Raw genomic sequence first — 18,692 nt, 5'->3', positions numbered from 1 at the left:
TCGGGAAGTTGGATGGAAGGCCATATTCAGCGAACCAGCTGCGCCGATACTAGGGATAGCAAGTAAGGATTGCTTCGATGACAAACCCCCAGGTTGAAACCTTCGCTCGTCAGATCCGCGAGAAACTTCCTACGCATGATTCTCCAGAGCAAGCTGCAGAGGCCTTGAAGAAGGATCTCACCAGCATTGGCTTCTCGTTTACCTCTGAGATGGACCAGAATCTTGCAGTAGCGCTTGAGCAAGTAGTCGCGTCTCTGGAGGATGTCGAGATTTTACGTCGCAGCTCGCTAATCAAGAAAAGAGACCCTTGGTACAAAGGGTCTGGTTTGAAGGATGTTCATTGGCCAGCCCTGAAGGGATACCTCACGAACAGCAAGGGCTGGGATGAAGACACCATTGCATCTATCGATGAGAGCTCGTCAGAAGTTGTCTCGCTGCTTGCAAATCCAAATAATGAAGGTTTTCGCCATCGTGGTCTTGTTGTCGGTTATGTTCAGTCCGGCAAGACAGCAAACATGACCGCAGTGATCGCTAAAGCTGTGGATGCCGGATATAACCTGATCGTACTGCTGGGCGGTGTGACCAATAAGTTGCGGGCACAGACTCAGCGACGTATCGAGCACGACATAGTAAATCGCCACCGCCATTTCTGGCAGTTGTACACCACCGAGCAGGATGACGGCGACTACACCTATCCTGCAAACGGCTCGTTCACGATGCCCGTTCCCGGGCGCGCGCAGCTGGTCGTGATGAAAAAAATCACTTCGCGGCTCGAGACCTTCCGCAAGACGATTGTTGATGACAAGGGCAAACCAAAAACACCCTTGGCAATCCTTCGACAACTCAAAGTGCTTCTGATTGACGATGAGTGCGATCAGGCATCAGTTAACTCGTCGAACAACGACTACGACATGACGAGGATCAATGCCGAAATCCGCAAGATCCTAAAAGCGCTTCCCGCGGTATCTTATGTGGGCTACACAGCTACACCATTTGCCAACGTTTTCATCGATCCGTACCCGCTGAATCAGAATGACCTGGACGACCTTTATCCGGAAGACTTCATTACTACTTTGCCTCGCACTGATGGTTACTTTGGTGCGCGTGAGGTCTTTGGATACGCCCCTGCTAATCCTGACGGTCCGGAGTCTCCCGAAGAAGCTGGCAGAAATATGATTCGCCATGTGCTGGATGAAAAGCTCAATTTGTTGCGACCAGTCCGCCCCAGCGAAAAGGATTCGTTCCACCCGCAGATGACCGAAGAACTAGTGCATGCGGTACTCTGGTTTCTGCTCAGTTGTGCAATCCGAAGGGCACGCGACCAACAAGACCAGCACATGACCATGCTGGTTCATACCTCTCCTTTCATCATTCAGCACAAGCGGATGGCAAAGCTCATCGAGCAATGGATCGAAGACAACCTAGCTGAATTGACCGGTGATTCTGGTGAACTTCAAAACAAGATGAAGCAGGTTTTGGAGGAGGAGACTATTCAGGTTCCGTTGGAGTACGACGGCATTCACTCACTGGCCGACCTGCGCCCTCATATCAAGAGCACTTTGGATGCTCTGGAATTCGCTATCGAGAACGGTGAAAGTTTTGAACGGTTGGATTACACCAAAGAACCCAAAACTTACATCGTGGTGGGGGGGACAGTGCTGGCCCGTGGACTGACACTTGAAGGCCTATCCGTTTCATTCTTTCTGCGCACGTCCATGCAGTATGACACTCTGCTTCAGATGGGCCGTTGGTTCGGCTATAGAAAGGGATACGAAGATCTTCCTCGCCTCTGGACGACTGCTGAGCTCGCGTCCAACTTCCGAGCATTGGCGCGTATTGAAGAAGAGATCCGCGAAGACATCAGCAACTACCGAAAGCATGACGTCACTCCCAAGGAGTTCGCCGTTCGGGTTCGTGCCATTCCAGGTATGGCAATTACTGCTGCATCCAAGATGCGACATGCCTATCGCAGCAATATCAGCTTCGAGGGCCGGCATGTACAAACCATTCGATTTGATCACCAGAGTTTTACCAAAGTAACGGGTAATTGGGAAACTGCGGTTCAGTTCGTTGACGATGTAAATGCAAAATACCCATTCCAAACCCAAGGCGGTGGTAAGCGCCATCTTGCACGAAATGTGAAACTCCAAGAGATACGTAAGTTTCTGGTGGCTTATGACATCTGTGAGCACCACATGGACCTGAAGAAGGACCTTCTTCTCGGCTACATCGATCAGGCAGCAGATAGTTTGCAAGAGTGGAATGTTGGCATCATCACTCCGACCGGAGAAAAATCGGCTGAAAAACCGCTAGGGGTGCTTGGCGAAGTGAATGCCGCTTGTCGCTCTCAGTTGAAAGACAACGAAAGAGGATATGCCGACATCAAAGCGTTGATGTCAAAAAGTGACATATTAATTGATGTCATAGACCCTGAAATAGTCAAAAACAACGGCAGCTGGGCAGATATCAAAAATGGACGTCCACAAACTCCCCTCTTATTACTGTATGTGATCGATGGTAAATCAAAGGCACAGTCGACATCTCGCAAGGATCTGGACGCCGTTGGTGACCTAATAGGTATTGGTATCGTTTTTCCGGGAGCACCCGACCAAGCGGGCGGTTATTTCTCAGTGGAGCTGGACGCCCCTGTACCCGAGCAAATTGCGTCAGAAGAAGAACTGCTTGCTGAAGCACTGGATGGGGCGATTAATGACTAAGAGGGCGATCGAGCGGTGGAAGCGTCTGAAAGCGACAGGCTCAGGTGATGGTGTGATTGAGGTCCCCAGTATTGATTCCGGTATCGCGACCGGCTTCGGCACGGCGCGTTATGCCATTGGAGCTCAGGGGGAGCCTCGCCTTTTGGTGCCTGTTGGTGGGCGGGTTGCGGCACGTGGACTGACGTCAACTTCAAAGCTCCTCGTTACAACGTCGAGCTACAAGGTGTCGAATACGAATACGCTGTTTATCGACATCATGTGCTTGGACCGAACTCTAGATGTAGTGTTTGCTGAGCTTGCGGACGAAATCCTTCGACGGATCAAAGAGGGATTTTCACCGCTCAAAGCCGTCACTGCATCTATCGATGACTTTCGGGAGCTCTTAAAGGAGAAGGCGCGAGAAGATATCCCGGAGAACAAAGTTCAAGGATTGATTGGCGAACTTGAGGTAATGCGGCGCCTAGTCACTCACAATCATGTTGCGACGGAAACCTGGACTGGACCTTTTGAATTCCGCCATGATTTTCGGCGAGGTGTCCATGCACTCGAGGTGAAGACTTCTGGTAGATCCGATACAACTCGAGTATCTATTCATGGCATCGACCAGTTAGCTCCGCCAGCAGGGGGAACACTTTACCTTGCTCATATTTGTCTAGAACGCGTCGAAAATGGCCAACTTTCGGTAGGCTTAGTCTTTGATAGATTGCTTAAATCGGGGGCTGATAGAGAAACGCTAGAAAAGGGGTTGAAGGCCCTAGGATGCTCGGATCCGCATGGTGAAGACTGGAATCGCCTCTCTTTTGATCTTGAAGGACTGAAGGTCTACAGGGTTTCCGATGGGTTCCCGCGAATAATTGACTCCAGTTTCGCTGGAGAGCATTTGCCTGCCGGCATCTCGTCTCTGGAGTATCAGATCGATCTGAGCCATGCGAAGTCCTTTGAGCTATCGACCAATGATTTAGAAATTGCCTTTGAAAGGATTGCTGGATGACGCGACTGGAACTTTTTAGCGAGCCTTTCGCCAAGACAGGAAATATTGCAGCGGACGGTTTCAGGCGACTGCTGGGCTGTCCTGCTCAGGACCTTCTGCAAACAATGCTCCGAGAGTCCATTCAGAACAGCATTGATGCTGCTTTGCCAGGAGTCGGCCCATCTCTGTTGATTCGATTGCGTACACTGACATCCCAGCAGTGCGCTGCTTTGAGGGATTTTGCATTGGCAGACCTTCCCTTGGGTGATCACACTCGGAATGAGATAGAAACCTCAATCGGAAAAGTGGGGCTTAAAGTGCTGGAAATCTGCGATTTCCGCTCCACCGGCCTGTGTGGGCCGACGTCGGGGGATGTCGCATCAGATGGAGGTGAAGCGCTTGACTTCGTGAACTTTTTGCGAAACGTCGGTGTTGCTCGCGACACCTATCACGGTGGAGGGACCTACGGTTACGGGAAGACATCTCTATATGCGATGAGTGCATGTTCGACGATTCTCGTGGATAGCCAGACGACTTGCGAAGGTAATCCTGTGCGTAGGTTCATGGGGTGTCACTTGGGTTCAGCGTTCGATGCCAATACGGTCGATAACAAGCGCAAGAGATTCACAGGGAGACACTGGTGGGGCATCAGTGATGGAGATGATGGCATCGATCCCCTGACTGGAATCCTTGCAGAAGAATTGGCAGCGTCGCTTGGGATGCCTGATCGAGATGTAAACAATACAGGGACTTCAATCCTGATCCTTGATCCTTACATCGAAGATAGAGAAGGGACTAGGTTAATCGACCACCATGTCCAGGAAACTATTCTCTGGAACTTCTGGCCAAGACTCACCAAATCAACACCTGAAGACAAGAGGTTAACCATTCGGGTGGAAATTGAGGGGCACGAAGTGGCATTGCCGGTTCCGGACGACTTCCCTCCGTTTGATTTGTTCGCATCGGCTATGAAGACCTACAGAGATGATTCTGATGATGTGCAAATTATCAGAAGTGAACGTCCTAAAAAGGATCTTGGCAAGCTAATTATCAAGAAAGGGCTTTGCGCCGATCGTTTGGGATCCGCTCTGGATGAGGACTCAGGGATACCTCAACAGGCCAGCCATATCGCCTTGATGCGACCTGTTGAGCTGGTCGTGAAGTATATTGAGGGTACACCTTTTGCCGATTCGCGCTTTGAGTGGGCCGGAGTATTTGTATGTTCCGATGAAGATGAAGTGGAATCCGCGTTTGCCATGTCCGAACCTCCTGCGCATGATGATTGGATTCCTGACAATCTTCCGAACCGTAACGCGAAAACATTTGTGCGTGGCGCTCTCAAGCGAATCGAGCAGGCCGCCAGTAACTTCGCGGCACCGGTTTTGTCAGTGGCAAGTGAAAGTAAGGAGCGCGGTCCTTCGCTTGCTGGTACTGCCAGCCGCCTAGGACGTCTGCTAGATTCAGTTTCCGGAAAAGGTCCGGGAAAACCTAGGCAAGGCGTACGACCAACATCTGTAAAGCAGGAACTTTTCATATCGCCAGCCCGCTTTATTCGTCTCGAAATTGACGCTAAAAATGGACGTTGCGCAATTTTTGAAGCGGACCTGCAAAACGATGGGATGAACGCAGCACTTGAAGTCTCAGCTGAATCTCATCTTGTTGCCGACGGTGCCGTAGCTGATGGTGAAGACCTACCAGCTGGCTTTGAAACCCGGGTAATTGGGATGTCGTTCGGTGCCATTAACGAAATCACTCTTGGGCCAACAATCAAGGTAGGTACTGAAAGTGGCACAATCAGTATTTCGGTTGTAAGTCCACTTGAAGCCGCTGTAGGAGTGCGACTTCGCTTTCTGAACGAGGCTAGAGAATGAGCCGTATAGCCCTCCCATTTCTGACCCTACCAAATGAAGTTGTCAATTTCAGCGGTTGGATGATCGGCCCCCCTAGTGAACCCTTATCCCCGGCTTCCGATATTCTGGAGAACTGGGATTATGAACAAGACATCCAAGTCAATGTTCATGTCGAAATAGACTTTACTGAAGCAGCAGATCGTTTGGGAATTAATGCTGCTGATCTGAAACTGGCGATAGTACTCGTGGCTGGTACCGGCTCTGGCGGCTTGCCCCGTCGAGTGGATCGCCTGAAGACTGCAGTATTAGATATCAACAAACCAGAGGTTACGCTTGAGGCAACAATTCCAGGGCGTACCCTTTCAGGGCAATTACAGCTTAGCCTCAGAATCGTTCTTGAAGCCCCTGCTAACTCTGGGGAGCCGTTATCGCCGAAGCAGCGGGGCGCACGTCTCTGGCAGTGCCACAAACATATTCTTATCGAAGATGGTGGCGACTCTAGGTTCCCTGTTGAGCTTGCCAACTTTTCCGAAAGTTTCAAGGGCAGGCCAGAGCAATATGCTCCTTGGCTTGTAGATTGGAGTCCCACAACATTGGATGCGGACTTCAGCGGTAACGTAAGGCTATACGTCAACTCCAGTATCGAAAGCATTTGCACAAGGTTTGTCGAAGGAGATGCGCTGACGCTCCAGGCAATGGTCGCAGATGTCATGACACAGATTATCGATGCCGCCTTGGACGTAGAGAATGAATCGGATATTGATCGGTATGAAGAAGGCTCAATCGGATACCAAGCGAGAGCGTGGATGGAGATGTCATTTCCCGGACAAAATCTAGAGAACATCCGACAGATGCGAAGCTATGCGCCTGGGAAGTTCAAGGCTTTGATTCTTGCAACAGCCGACTTTAGAGAGGGTGAATAATGCGCGTTCCACTTCTACCGCGGCTGAAAGCACACGGTGTCGCCACAATCCTTGAGAAAATAAAGACTGAAGCTCCTTCTGCCAGAGAAAGCATCGATCGCTTAAGTGAATACGCAGCCTTGAAGACCAGCGCCCCAAGTGGTGGGACCAGAGCTGACAGCGTGGCCGTCAATATAACTGCTGAGCTAAGAAGGATTGCTCAAAACGCGGGTTTTCCAATTACCAACACCCAAGCTACTAGAGCGCAATTTGACCAAGACGCAGCCATTTACCTTGGCCAGTTAGAGGAGTTAAGGACTGGCGAAGCATTACGTGATGACGTCTGGGCATTTATGACAACGGTATTGGCACCTGACATCGTCGCATGGCGTTTCACCGACAAGAATCGCGAGCGTGTGGCGCGGTTTGCAGGTGGTGTTCGCAACGCGTTTCAGCGACTGTGGGTACGAGGTACTTTGTTGGACAGAGGCGAGGGACACGCGTATCGCTGGGAGTTGTTAAAGCAATTGACTGAGGATGCAATGGTTCAGATTTTCGAGCGTGCATCAATAGGTGGGAACCCTCCCCTTGCCATCGCTATAGCTGAAGGTTGGCTCGACACGGCTGCTAAAATCGGTCGAGGTCCTATGGAGGATGTCATGCGTTCTGCCACAAAACTTCTTCGCGTGAAAAACCAGATCACTGATCTGGGATATCTAACTCCCGAGGAACTAAAACTCGTGGTCTCAAATACGTTCAATACTGCGGCACACGTGTTAATTAACACTGTTGAGCCTGAGCTTGTGACCTGTAAGTCAGCATCCTGAGTGCTGATAGTCAATTTCAGCTGACAATTGTTGAGCAACTATCGTAGGGTTGACCGTACGGCATTGCCCCCCTCCCCCCCTAATCTATCTATTCGGCGCCTAAGAAACGCCTTAAACCAGAGCGGTCCTCCGCACCCGACAGCCATGCGGCTTTTTTTCGTCTGCGGTTTCTCTACGTCTGCGAAAAATTCCCGTTATGTCAGGAGTGGGCGAATACAAGACCCGAAAGGGGAATATGTCCGGCCCGTCTCTGGTGGGTTTCTTAGCTCCCGACACCCTTAACGAATGCCCTAAGAAAGCAGCCAGAGGTAAAGGAAATGCCTGACTATCCGACCTTCACGATAAAGGTGACTCGCCGTGCCCACAGATCCAGCCACGTGCTTCCGCTCCAGGAGGCCCGACATGCCTGAATCACTCAAACCCACCCTGTTTACTCGTCACAACATCCAGCTGCATGCCCTCCTTTTGGAGAACTAGGCGTGGTTCTGCGCGCATGATCTCGGTCGACTGATGGGTAAACACCTTGATGAGCGTGTGACGCGCAAGCTCGATGCGGACCAGAGGCGAATGATGCTCGTTGATCTCTACGGCGCCGCTAAAGAGCGTTTGATGTTGAGCGAGTCAGGTGTGTATGCGTTGTTGATTTATCACTACTGCCCTGAGAATCGATTGCTGCGGGAGTGGCTGACTCATCAGGTGGTGTCTGCGCTGCGTGATGCGCGGCCGTCGCGAATGGTGGAGCGGCCAACGCTAAGTGTGCTGGACTGGCCTCAAATGTCGCTCGGTATGCAGCACTAGCAGAATGAACCCTGGATTCGGTTGCGGGATATGCCGTGTGTTCTGGCGGATGATCCATTCAACAGGCGTGAATCGTGGTGGCGGAAGGCATCACGGGTGATGCGTGGATACTGATTGTTCACCCACATAGAAAATTGGCTGCCTGTGTTTTCAGGCAGCCAATTTTTTCGAGAGCGATCCTCAATCCGCATAATTCGGTTTGTCTGATGCTCCGCGGTTGCAGATTTTGGGGCTGCTCTGCAGCCCAACGGGGGTAGGCCCCCTCGCCACAAGATTGGGGCTGGCCTGGTTACTGCGTTGTTCTTGCGAATCGCGAGCAGGCTCGCTCCCACAAATGATCTGCATCAGTTTGGGAAACATCAACTCAGCAAGCACCTCATAGACGGTCCTCAAATCCATCGATTAGATCATCGAGTGTTTTGTCGAAATCCGCAGACATCCGAATCTTCCCCTTCAACCGCCCGGGCTTGCGCACCCGAGGCGTATCGACATGGGGCAGCAGATCCAGATATGGCTTGCCAGCCTTGGTGATCACAACCTTGTCGCCATGCCATGCTCGCTCAGCAAGTTGGGAGAGCTTGGATTTGGCTTCGTGCATGTTTACTTGCACCAGTTCATTCATGTGGCACCTTCATGGAGTTAGCCAAACTAGCCGAAGCCGTAGATTTTCGATAGACCGGTCCCTCACCTCCCCAACCCACTAATCCGCCAAGGACAAACCGCCGCCCTAACCCCACTAGGCCCAACAATCTCCGACGTCTGCCCAAACGACCTGGCACTCAACACACTCCCCACCCGTTCAATCAACTGATCAAACACCAACGTCGCATCCTCCTGATGCAACTTGCGCAGTTGTTCAACCAAGGCATAGGTGAAGGCCCCATAGCTGTTCGACCCCACCTCATACTCATTGGCTTTTTCGTTCTCCCGCGCGGCGTAGAGCATCAGAAACTCACGGGCCCAGCAAGAGCAGCCACGAGCAGGGCCTGGCCGGCTTTCCAGTTGATGCTGCTTAATCGTAGGCAAACTGGTCAATCAACCCGAGACGTGGGACATGTGTGTTTGGCCGCAGTAGCGCACCGGGAGCGATGACTGCGTTCGCCCCAATTTTGCAGCCATCGCCGACCAAGGCACCGAATTTGTTAACTCCTGTCTCGATCACATTGTCTGCATAGCGGACTTTGATATCCGCACCATCTAGCTCGTTGCGGTAATTGGCTATGATTGCACCTGCTTCGATATTCACGTTCTCGCCAATCAATGAGTCGCCGACAAAGTTGAAGTGTGCCAGCTTGCTTCCGCCAAGCATGAAGCTGCTTTTCACTTCGCAGCTTGGGCCAACAATGCAATTGCTGCCGAGATAAACGCCTCCACGTAGGTAGGCACCCGCCGCCACGAAGGATCCTGCGCCGATGATAATCGCGCCCTTTAATACAGCGCCTTGCTCAACAACGGCAGTTTCGTGGACGGCACAGTTTCCATGGCGTCGATAACCTGCTCCAAGCCGTGCCAGCAAAGCCAGAACTTGGTTTTCGCAGTCCTGAGAAACCAGCCAAGCGGCAGGGGGAGCCAGGCCCAACAAGGGCCATCGAGCAATAAACGTACTGATCTCAGGTAGTTTCATCGAAAATCTTCCAGGCAATGAGGTACGGAAATATCCGCGCTTCAGACGTTAAAGACAATCGCGTCCTCTGAAAACTCAAGTGCACACCATGTCTTGGCTTGCAGGGCTGGGTAGATGACTTCGCCGGACGGACACTTTGGTGGTGATAACGCTAAAGCATCACCTCCCCAACCCACTAATCCGCCAAGGACACACCGCTGCCCTAACCCCACGAGGCCCAACAATCTCCGGCGTCTGCCCAAGTGACCTCGCACTCAACACACTCCCCACCCGCTCAATCAACTGATCAAACCCCAACGTCGCATCCTCCTGATGCAATTTGCGCAGTTGTTCAACCAACGCATAGGTGAACGCGCCGTAGCTGTTCGACCCCACCTCATACTCATTGGCTTTTTCGTTCTCCCGCGCGGCGTAGAGCATCAGGGGCATGTAGGGGCCGTGGTGGCCGTAGAGTCTGGTTTGGCGCAGCAGTTGGGCTTTTTTCTCGGGGCGCAGGCCGGTGGCGGCGCCTTGGGTGTTGCGGGCGCGGGTGAGGCCGCGGGTTTTGTTGTCTTGTTCGCTGAAATCGCGGCGGTCGGCGTCGGTGGCGTAGACGCGGCGGTCCCAGTCACCGGCGTAGGGGTCCCAGCGCAGCATGCGGTGGCGGATGTCGCTGGGTGGGGTGATGCCGCGCACGCGGCCGTTGCCGCGGGTCATGCCGCCGGCGTAGCAGCAGTCGAACATGACGGTGAGTCTGGCGCCGTGGCCGTCCGGGTCGAATGGCAGGTGGCTGTAGAACTGGCGGAACAGTTTGTCGGTGAAGTGGGTGCTTTCGTCGTCCCAGTCGAAATCGTGGAGCACCAGGGTTTCGTCCATGCAGTCGGCTTCGCCGCTGCTGCTGTAGACCGGCAGTTGAGTGCCGTGGCCGGAGTAGAACAATACGCGCTCGTCGCCGGCACGGGCGCCTTCCACCAGCCATTCGAGGCGCTCGACGAAGTTGGCCCGGGTCGCTCGGGCGTCGTGCAGCAATCGGATGTCGCCGGCGTCGTAGCCGCTTTCCTGAAGCATGCGGCTGATCAGGTAGGTGTCGTTGATGCAGCCCTCGAGGCGTGCGCTCGGGTCGAGGTAGTCGTTGATGCCGACCACCAGGGCGCGACGTTTGCGTTGGCCGCTGCGGGACAGGAATGCCGGCACTTCCAGCGCTCGCGCTGCCACCACATCGCGGGCCAGTTGCGGCCACAGGCCGGTCTGGCTGGTGGGTGAGGACAAGTAGGCCTGGGCGGCGTGATTGAGGTCGAGCAGGTCATCACGCAGCGGCACGCTGAATTCGGTTTGCAGGTCGACCCGCGCGGAATCCGGCGAGGTGATCGGTCGGGTCAGCAAGCCGTCGTTGGGGTTGTGGAGGTGGAACCAGCGGCGGATGCCTCGGCCGTTTTCGCTCAGGCGCAGCACCCGCCCGCCCCACACTTCGCGCATCACCAGCGGCAGTGCGATCGGTGAGCCGAAGCTGACGAACACTCGGCCATCGATGCGTTTGAGTGCCGAGCCTTTTTTTGCCACCGACCGGCGCAGGGCGTCATAGCCGATCAGGCTGCCCAGGCCTTGGGCGAAGATGATCTGCGGATTGAATGCCTCGACCTTCGCCAACAGATGTTGCGTCAGTTCAGTGCGCAACTCGGCGTCTTCGATCCATTGCACGATGGCGCCAACCGTGGTGCGCAACATCTGATTGACCGGCAGGCCCCAACTGCCGAAGTTCTCGTCGGCCTTGCCCCTGGCGTCGGCGCTCAGCATCGCCAGGCCTCGGGTGATCTGAGCGAAGTCCGGTCCCTCCTTGAGTTGCTCATCGAAGGACAGGAAGTCGATGTCCTGGTCATCGATGAGGCGACCGTTCTGTGCCAGTTGAGTACGGATCAATGAGCGCCACTGGTCCTGCCAGTTCGCATCGATGCCGCCCTGCCCCTGGCCGGCTGGCGTGAATCCGACACCAGGCAGGCACAGGACGCGCAGCCGCGTTGGCGCAGCTTCCGCTCCTGGTTCCGCCAAGGCTTTGCTGGCAGGTACCGCAACGGGGCGAACGGCTTGTCCTTGGGCGGTGACCATCAAATCCTGCAGGCGCCGCAATTTCGCCTCCAGGCTGTCGGCACTGGGCGCGGCAGGCGTGAGCGCGGCCTGAGCCGGATCAGCCAAGGCGCGGCTGCGGTTGCCGAGAAAACCGCTGACCCATTGGGCGCTGCTCTTCCAGATCTGCTCTGGGTCGAGGCCGTCGAGGTAACCGGTGGCGCTGTCCACCACTTGCCGACTCTGGGTCGCCAGTTCGGACTCGATCAATGGCAATCCAACACGACTTGGCACCACGGTGGCCGCCAGTTTTGGCGCAGCCGTTACTCCCGGTGCAGCGCGCCAGATAGGCGCGTTGCCGAAGTGCTGCGCCGCGACCACTCGCGGGCCGAGGGCACTGCGCGGTAATTTGAAGTGATCGCAAAGAAATGCCAGCAGGCTGGTGTGATCGTAATGCTGGGCCTGGACGTTGCCCGTCCAGGGAATCAAGCCTGGCTTGAGCCACGGCGAAGCCAGGATCGCCGGCACCCGAACGCCGAGACGGGTGAAGGGATTCTTCCACTCAACATCGGCCGTTGAACCGGTCGCCACGCAAGTCGGCGGCACCACGTGGTCATGGAAGCCGCCATGTTCGTCGTACAGCAGCACGAACAGGGTTTTGTTCCAGACAGCGGTGTTGGCCGACAAGGCATTGAACACCTCACCGACAAACTGATCGCCAAAGCGCAGGTCTTCGGGTGGATGATGCGACACATTGGGCCCGAGTTTGCCGTTGAGCAGGCCATAGCTCGGCTCGATCCAGGAAAGTTCGGGGAGCTTGTCACCGGCGACGTCCGACTTGAAGTCGTCGATGCTCAGGTGCTGCAAACCACCCTTGACCAGCGCTGCCAGCGGGATCGAGCCATCGGAATAAATCCGCACGTCGTGGCCGTTGTTGCGCAGCAGCGAAAAGATACTCTCGCCGCCGAACTGTGCGATCAGGCTTTTGATCCCGGCCAGCACTGTGCCCGTGGAGGGCATCAGCAGGTGACCATTGCAACTGCCGAGCATGGCAAAAAAACGGTTCGGCCAGGTGGGGCCCGGTACTGAAGAAAACCAGCGATCACACACGGTGAAATTGCGCGCCAACCCCTGGATTGCCGGCAACGTATCGTCCGCTGGCGTGGCGCCGAACGGGATGTAGTTCATCGCCCGTTGGGCCATGGATTGCGACCAGGTTTTGTACACCTTGAGGTCCTTGCGGGCCTTTTCGTAGGCGTCCTGAGCAAACCCGGCGAGCGTAGGGTTGGCCGGGCTGGTCTTGAAGGACACGCCCAGTTGTTTCTCCACGTTTTCGAACTCGTGGCCAAGGTCGAAACCCTCGCTGTCCCTGGCCGGCAATGCGGGCGCTAAAGGAGGCGGTGGCGCCCACAGGCTGTAGTCCTTCGGGTCCTCAAACGTTTGAGTGATCAAAACCGAACTGCCGCTGGCCAGCTTCAGCGTATTGGTACTGGGCGCATGACGGTCGATCCCATCGCACGCAGGGTTGATGCTGCTGAAATCCCCCAGCAAATGGTCGAACGAACGGTTTTCCATCATCAGTACGACGACGTGCTCAATCCCGGCGGGCCAGTTATTCGGCATGGTTCGCTCCTTGATGTGAAGTCTCTATTTCGATCTCGCGGGTTTCACGGCAATCCGTTCCCTTCATCTTCCCGCTCCCTGTAATCCACCTGATAGTTCGCCACATAACTCTCCACAGCCGTCCCGACCGTTGGAAAAAACGCCGTCTCCCCCAACCGTGCAAACAACCCGAAGCGCTTGAGCTTGTCCTTGACCGGGTCTTTCATCTCGGCAATGCACAGCTCGATACCCGCCGCGTGCAGGGTGTCATCCAGTTCGGCCAGCATGTCGGCAGAGGTCACGTCGACGCTGGTGACCGGCTCTGCGGCGACCACCAGCCAGCGCACGGGCGTGGGCGATGCCGCCACGGCATCCAGCACTCGGTCGCTGAACAACTCGGCGTTGGCGAAAAACAACGGCGCATCCCAGCGAAACAGGACCAGGCCGGGTATCAGGTGCGCGTTCGGATAGCGTTTGATGTCGTGGTAGCCCTTGACCCCGTCGGCGCGCCCCAATACCGCGGAATACGGGCGCCAGGCATCCCAGAGGAATTCAATGACTGCAATCACGATGGCCAGGCCAATGCCTTCGATCGCGCCGAACACGGCCACGCCGACCGTGCAGACAATCGATAGCCAGCACTCCCAGCGCTGGATGCGATAGATCCGGCGCAGGTCGGTGATCTCGATCAGGCCAATGGCCGAGGCGATCACGACCGCCGCCAGTGCGCTGGACGGTAAGTGTTGCAGCAGGTCCGGCGCCACCACCAGCAGCAAGGCCACCGCCAGTGCGCCGACGACGCCGGTCATTTGGGTTTTGGCTCCGGCGGCCTCGGCCACGGGCGTACGTGACGAGCTGCTGCTGATCGGGAACCCCTGAAAAAATCCGGCCGCCAGGTTGGCGATACCAAGGCCCACCATTTCCTGGTTCGGGTTGACGTAGGTTCGGGTGCGTGCCGCGTAGACACGGGATAGCACGCTGGTATCGGCGAACGAGACGAGGGCGACGGCGCAGCCACCGATCAAGACCGGGACGATATCGGCGCTGGTGATCCAGGGGATGGCGAATCCGGGCAAGCCTTGCGGGAGCGAACCGAGGACCGACACACCGGCGCGTGTCGCAAGGTCGAGTACGCCCACGGCGACCGTCGCGCCTGCCACGGCGATCAGGATGCCCGGCCATTGCGGTCTTCTTTTGAGCAGCAGGATCACTGCCAGGGTGAGCCCGCCGACCATGAAGGTGGTCCAGTTGACCTTTCCCTCCATCACCGCCGAGGCGATGGCCCATAGGCTACTCAGCGGACCACCAGACTCAATCGAAAAACCGAACAGCTTGGGCAGTTGGCTGATCAATACGGTCAGTGCGATGCCGTTCATGTAGCCGTAGCGGATCGGCTTGGACAGCAGCTCAGTGATAAAACCCAGGCGCGCCATGCCGGCCAGGATACACACCGCTCCCGAGACGATTGCCATCATCCCCGCCAGGGCGACGGCTCGCTGCGGGTCGCCGCCGGAGAGTGGAATGATGACAGCGAGGATGACGGCCACCAGGGAGGAGTCCGGCCCCATCACCAGAATCCGGCTGGGGCCGAACAAGGCATAGAACAGCAGCGGAACGATCGTCGCGTACAGGCCATAAATGCCGGGCACGCCCGATGCCACCGCATAAGCAATACCGACCGGCACCAGCATCGTGGTCAGCACCAGGCCGGCCACGATGTCGTAACGCAACCATGCCGATTGGTATTCGCGCAGCATGCCCAACCCCGGTAGCCAGCGGCGCCAACCGCTCTGTTCATCCCGGCGTGCTATCCGGCCCGGCTCCGGGAGGGGCGGCGAAGCATCTGAATGGTTCATGAAACCGCTCTCTGTTGATGGACTGTGCAGACCCGGCCATATCGAAGTGATCTCAGTGTAGCTATTGCTTCGAATGCGCCATCACTGGAAGCTGTTCACCTAAAGGACTTGGAACCCGACATGAAATTCGACCTCGCCTACTGCCTCAGCCTCAACGACAAGTTGTCGATCTACGACGTTCGGGATCTGAATTTCGACGAGACGATGGATTTCGACTCCGCCAGGGAGCATTTCCAGTGCCCCAACGATGCCTGCCGTTTGGCGTTCGATACGAGCAATGAGCTGGGCACGTTCAACGCCAGGAATGTGAATTACGTGCGCACACCGCACTTCAAGAACCTGCCGGGCACGCGACATGTCGAGGGGTGTCCTTACGCGAGCCTGAAGACGCCGGCGTCGGGTATGGAGGATGCGGAAACGGATGACAGTCGCGAGGAGCATTTCCCTTCGGAATTGTTACTGACCAGGCGCGAGTATGTGCGCAAGCCGTCCAGTCCGAAGGTCGCGGCGGATGGGAGGCGAGAAGAGTCACTGACGCCTTCGGCGCCAGGCAATGTCGAGCAACCGGGCAGGGAATCGGCACCGGACAAGACCAGCGTTTTCGCCCACCCGGTGGAGTGTTTTGTGTCGAACTTCGACGACAAGGATTTGCTCAAGCGTGTACCGCTGAAGATTGGCGAGCACACCGCGCCTTACGGCTCGTTTTTCAAGAAGATCGAGTACCTGCAGGACAACAAGGGGCTGATCTACTGGGGCAAGGTCAAGGAGATCAAGGACTACACCCAGAGTTTTCGCATCGATTTCGAGAAGAAGGTCTGGTTCGAGAAGAAGCCTTACTCGGTCAATGTCTACCTGAGCAAAAAGCTGATCGACAGCTACCGCAAGCGCAAGGCGTTCCTGGAGGAGATCAAGCACGCCATCGAGAGCGGGCGCGAGTTGTACTGTTTCTTTTATGGGGTTCAGCCTGCGCTGAAGCAGGTGCCGAGCAAGAAAAACCCCGAGCAGACGTTCGGGGTGTTCAGCGCCAACATCGAGAATCTGGATCACTTTATCGTGCGGGAAGCGCCGGGGTTGGCGGGCAAATAAGCCCAGCGCCGTTCGTCTGCCTGAAAAGACAAATCAAAAAATACGTTTGATCCGGGCTCAAAACAACTGTACAAAAACACAGTATATTTTGAACTGACACTCTCGAGCCCGGAGAACACCATGGCCTCTCAAGCGATGAAAATCACCCTGGAACGTATCGCCCTCTTCCAATTCACCCCGGTCCACTGCGCCCAGGCCCGAGCGATGCTGGGCTGGAGTGTGGAAGAGCTGTCGCGGGAGTCCCGAGTCTCGGTGGATGCCATTCAACGCTTCGAGGCGCGCCAGGAAGTGCTGGATGTCACGCGCCTGGCGCTGGCCTACCGACTTGAAGCCGAAGGGTTGGTGTTCTTCCCGGGGTTTGCGCCGGGTCGAGGGATGAATGTGAAAGGGTCTACGCCGAATCCGGTTGGGCGGGCGGATTTTGCGATGGTGGAGTGAGCCAACTCTTTGACTGACGATAAATGCCCCCCTGTAGGAGCGAGCAAGCTCGCTCCTACAGGGCTCATCACTCTACGCGCTCTGCGCCACCACCCGATCACTCTCCCCTTCCACTGCCAGCCACCACGCACCGCCGCGCTGCGGATGCATCAGGTTGAAAGCTTCTCTCATCTGCGGTGTGGTGATCGATACGTTGCGTTCCCAGGCCAGGGCCAGGATGCGGTCGAAGGGTTCGTACCAGGCGTGCATCGACAGGTCGAACGTGCCGTTGTGGATCGGCAGAAGCCAGCGGCCCTTGAGGTCGAGGTGGGCTTGCAGGGTTTGTTCGGGTTGCATGTGCACGTGCGGCCAGTCGACGTTGTAGGCGCCGGTTTCCATCAGGGTCAGGTCAAAAGGGCCGTGCTGTTCGCCGATGCGCTTGAAGCCGTCGAAGTAGCCACTGTCGCCGCTGAAGAAGATGCGTGTGTCACCGTCGATCATCACCCACGAGGCCCAGAGGGTGCTGTTGCTGTCGAACAGGCCACGGCCGGAAAAATGCTGCGATGGAGTGGCGATGAACTGGATGCCATCGACTTCCGTGCCTTGCCACCAATCCAGTTGGCGGACTTTGCTGGCGTCGATGCCCCACTTGATCAGGGTGTCACCTACGCCCAGCGGGGTCAGAAAGTGTTTGGTCTTGTCCGCGAGCTTCAACACAGCCGTGTGATCCAGGTGGTCGTAGTGGTCGTGGGACAGGATCACCGCTTCAATCGGTGGCAATTGCTCCAGGCTGATCGGTGGCTGGTGAAAACGCTTGGGGCCGGCCCATTGCACGGGCGAGGCCCGCTCGGCGAACACCGGGTCGGTGATCCAGAACTTGTCGCGCAGCTTGAGCAACACGGTGGAATGGCCCAGGCGATAGACGCTGTGATTGGGCGCTGCGATCAGCGCGGCTTGAGTCAGGGCTTGCACCGGGACGGGCGCACTCGGGCGAGTGTTTTGCGGTTTGTGGAACAGCGCGTTCCACAGAATGCCCATGGTTTTGCCAAAACCTAAACGTTGAATCGGCGTGAAGTTTTGATACTGCCCTTGAGCCTGTCGGGACGCTTCAGGCGTGGAGGCGTTGTCCGCCGGGGAGATTGAATTGGCCATGACTGAATGACTCCAGAAAAACCGCGGATCACGCGATTCTCCGCTTTGGGACGATAAATGGCCAAGGCACGCACGCATCAGCCGGACTTTCTATTTTTTACTGGGCAGGATTAACAAAACATTACACTGCACAGTGTAGTTTCTAGGTTGCATCAAAATCGATGACAAGTAAACTACCGAGTGTAATTCTCCCTTTCTTCCTGCCGAAGCGTACTTATGACAGCTCCACAGCGCCTCACCGACCGAAAACGCCAAGCGATCATTCAAGCCGCGATCGACGAATTCCGTGACAACGGTTTCGAGATCACCAGCATGGACAAGATTGCTGCCACTGCAGGCGTGTCGAAGCGCACGGTGTACAACCACTTCCCCAGCAAGCAAGAGTTGTTCGCCGAGATCCTCAATCAGTTATGGGCCAGGGTGACGGCAGAACAGGAAACGGCCTACCGTCCCGACTTGCCGTTGCGCGACCAATTGCGCGTATTGCTGATGGCCAAACTGCAAATGTTGGGTGATGACAATTTTCTCAACCTGGCTCGGGTGGCGATAGCGGCGGCGATTCATTCCCCGGAGCGGGCGCAGGATATGGTGGCGCGAATGGGTAAGCGCGAAGAAGGGCTGACGGTATGGATTCGCGCCGCTCAGGCCGATGGCCGGTTGAAAGCCATTGCCCCTGATTTTGCCGCACAACAGGTGCAGGGGCTGCTCAAGTCATTTGCATTCTGGCCGCAGATTTCCATGGGCAAGCCGGGCTTGCCACCCGAAGAACAACACCGGGTGGCCGAGTCGGCGCTGGACATGTTTCTGGCCTGCTATCAGGTGTAATAAATGACAACGTCGACGGTGGCGCC

General features: G+C 56.0%; 13 protein-coding genes and 1 pseudogene. 9 read left to right on the top strand and 5 right to left on the bottom strand.

Translation table 11 applies throughout. From position 1 onward, the window contains the following. Positions 1-77: 77 nt before the first annotated feature. The 6 genes and pseudogenes from CAF65_RS16025 to CAF65_RS16000 all read left to right on the top strand — a co-directional run bounded on the left by CAF65_RS16025 (position 78) and on the right by CAF65_RS16000 (position 8,178). The gene (locus CAF65_RS16025; protein ID WP_085717151.1) at positions 78-2,717 is read left to right on the top strand and encodes a Z1 domain-containing protein; all 2,640 of its coding nucleotides are present in this window, start codon (positions 78-80) and stop codon (positions 2,715-2,717) included. Next, positions 2,683-3,708 carry a PD-(D/E)XK motif protein gene (locus CAF65_RS16020; protein ID WP_143492117.1) on the top strand — a complete coding sequence of 342 codons (1,026 nt, stop codon included), beginning with the start codon at positions 2,683-2,685 and terminating at the stop codon, positions 3,706-3,708. Before CAF65_RS16025 ends, CAF65_RS16020 begins: the two co-directional genes overlap by 35 nt. Continuing rightward, positions 3,705-5,558: a hypothetical protein gene (locus tag CAF65_RS16015; protein WP_085717149.1), complete on the top strand. Its 1,854-nt coding sequence runs from the start codon at positions 3,705-3,707 to the stop codon at positions 5,556-5,558. The genes CAF65_RS16020 and CAF65_RS16015 overlap by 4 nt, the downstream gene beginning before the upstream one ends. Continuing rightward, positions 5,555-6,460 carry a hypothetical protein gene (locus CAF65_RS16010; RefSeq protein WP_085717148.1) on the top strand — a complete coding sequence of 302 codons (906 nt, stop codon included), beginning with the start codon at positions 5,555-5,557 and terminating at the stop codon, positions 6,458-6,460. Before CAF65_RS16015 ends, CAF65_RS16010 begins: the two co-directional genes overlap by 4 nt. Further along, positions 6,460-7,266, top strand: a complete 807-nt coding sequence (locus tag CAF65_RS16005) for a DUF6339 family protein (protein WP_085717147.1) — start codon at positions 6,460-6,462, stop codon at positions 7,264-7,266. The genes CAF65_RS16010 and CAF65_RS16005 overlap by 1 nt, the downstream gene beginning before the upstream one ends. A 402-nt stretch (positions 7,267-7,668) precedes the next feature. After that, a pseudogene (locus CAF65_RS16000) lies at positions 7,669-8,178 on the top strand (Bro-N domain-containing protein). A gap of 262 nt (positions 8,179-8,440) precedes the next feature. Here the strand turns inward: CAF65_RS16000 and CAF65_RS15995 are convergent. The 4 genes from CAF65_RS15995 to CAF65_RS15975 all read right to left on the bottom strand — a co-directional run bounded on the left by CAF65_RS15995 (position 8,441) and on the right by CAF65_RS15975 (position 15,186). Then, the gene (locus CAF65_RS15995) at positions 8,441-8,686 is read right to left on the bottom strand and encodes a type II toxin-antitoxin system Phd/YefM family antitoxin (RefSeq protein WP_178076706.1); all 246 of its coding nucleotides are present in this window, start codon (positions 8,684-8,686) and stop codon (positions 8,441-8,443) included. Between the two features lie 390 nt (positions 8,687-9,076). Next, positions 9,077-9,688, bottom strand: coding sequence for a transferase (locus tag CAF65_RS15985; RefSeq protein ID WP_085717145.1), 612 nt, complete (start codon positions 9,686-9,688; stop codon positions 9,077-9,079). A 159-nt stretch (positions 9,689-9,847) separates the two neighbouring features. Next, a complete protein-coding gene (locus CAF65_RS15980; protein WP_085717144.1) occupies positions 9,848-13,351 on the bottom strand; it encodes an alkaline phosphatase family protein in 3,504 nt (1,167 codons plus the stop codon). A 44-nt stretch (positions 13,352-13,395) separates the two neighbouring features. Next, entirely contained in the window at positions 13,396-15,186 is a 1,791-nt protein-coding gene (locus CAF65_RS15975) for a SulP family inorganic anion transporter (protein WP_085717143.1), read from the bottom strand. Positions 15,187-15,306: 120 nt separating this feature from the next. Between CAF65_RS15975 and CAF65_RS15970 the strand changes: the two genes are divergently transcribed. After that, entirely contained in the window at positions 15,307-16,272 is a 966-nt protein-coding gene (locus CAF65_RS15970; RefSeq protein WP_085717142.1) for a hypothetical protein, read from the top strand. A gap of 120 nt (positions 16,273-16,392) precedes the next feature. Beyond that, positions 16,393-16,710, top strand: coding sequence for a helix-turn-helix transcriptional regulator (locus CAF65_RS15965; protein WP_085717141.1), 318 nt, complete (start codon positions 16,393-16,395; stop codon positions 16,708-16,710). A 72-nt stretch (positions 16,711-16,782) separates the two neighbouring features. On the opposite strand, the gene CAF65_RS15960 is transcribed toward CAF65_RS15965, so the two are convergent. After that, on the bottom strand, positions 16,783-17,841 hold the full coding sequence (locus CAF65_RS15960; RefSeq protein WP_085717140.1) for an MBL fold metallo-hydrolase: 1,059 nt from the start codon (positions 17,839-17,841) through the stop codon (positions 16,783-16,785). Positions 17,842-18,057: 216 nt separating this feature from the next. Between CAF65_RS15960 and CAF65_RS15955 the strand changes: the two genes are divergently transcribed. Beyond that, complete coding sequence (locus CAF65_RS15955; RefSeq protein ID WP_085717139.1) at positions 18,058-18,666, top strand: TetR/AcrR family transcriptional regulator; 609 nt, start codon at positions 18,058-18,060, stop codon at positions 18,664-18,666. Positions 18,667-18,692: the final 26 nt, after the last annotated feature.

Origin of the sequence: Pseudomonas sp. B28(2017), from assembly GCF_002113025.1 — a bacterium.
Classification (GTDB): Bacteria; Pseudomonadota; Gammaproteobacteria; order Pseudomonadales; family Pseudomonadaceae; genus Aquipseudomonas.
The sequence above is the reverse complement of the archived record's forward strand: the minus strand, read 5'-3'. Positions and strand labels throughout refer to the sequence as shown.

Coding starts and splice junctions, on each gene's coding strand:
- CAF65_RS16025 (WP_085717151.1), top strand. CDS start 78: ATGACAAACCCCCAGGTTGAAACCTTCGCTCGTCAGATCCGCGAGAAA.
- CAF65_RS15970 (WP_085717142.1), top strand. CDS start 15,307: ATGAAATTCGACCTCGCCTACTGCCTCAGCCTCAACGACAAGTTGTCG.
- CAF65_RS15975 (WP_085717143.1), bottom strand. CDS start 15,186: ATGAACCATTCAGATGCTTCGCCGCCCCTCCCGGAGCCGGGCCGGATA.
- CAF65_RS16010 (WP_085717148.1), top strand. CDS start 5,555: ATGAGCCGTATAGCCCTCCCATTTCTGACCCTACCAAATGAAGTTGTC.
- CAF65_RS15960 (WP_085717140.1), bottom strand. CDS start 17,841: ATGGCCAATTCAATCTCCCCGGCGGACAACGCCTCCACGCCTGAAGCG.
- CAF65_RS15995 (WP_178076706.1), bottom strand. CDS start 8,686: ATGAATGAACTGGTGCAAGTAAACATGCACGAAGCCAAATCCAAGCTC.
- CAF65_RS15965 (WP_085717141.1), top strand. CDS start 16,393: ATGGCCTCTCAAGCGATGAAAATCACCCTGGAACGTATCGCCCTCTTC.
- CAF65_RS15985 (WP_085717145.1), bottom strand. CDS start 9,688: ATGAAACTACCTGAGATCAGTACGTTTATTGCTCGATGGCCCTTGTTG.
- CAF65_RS15980 (WP_085717144.1), bottom strand. CDS start 13,351: ATGCCGAATAACTGGCCCGCCGGGATTGAGCACGTCGTCGTACTGATG.
- CAF65_RS16005 (WP_085717147.1), top strand. CDS start 6,460: ATGCGCGTTCCACTTCTACCGCGGCTGAAAGCACACGGTGTCGCCACA.
- CAF65_RS16015 (WP_085717149.1), top strand. CDS start 3,705: ATGACGCGACTGGAACTTTTTAGCGAGCCTTTCGCCAAGACAGGAAAT.
- CAF65_RS15955 (WP_085717139.1), top strand. CDS start 18,058: ATGACAGCTCCACAGCGCCTCACCGACCGAAAACGCCAAGCGATCATT.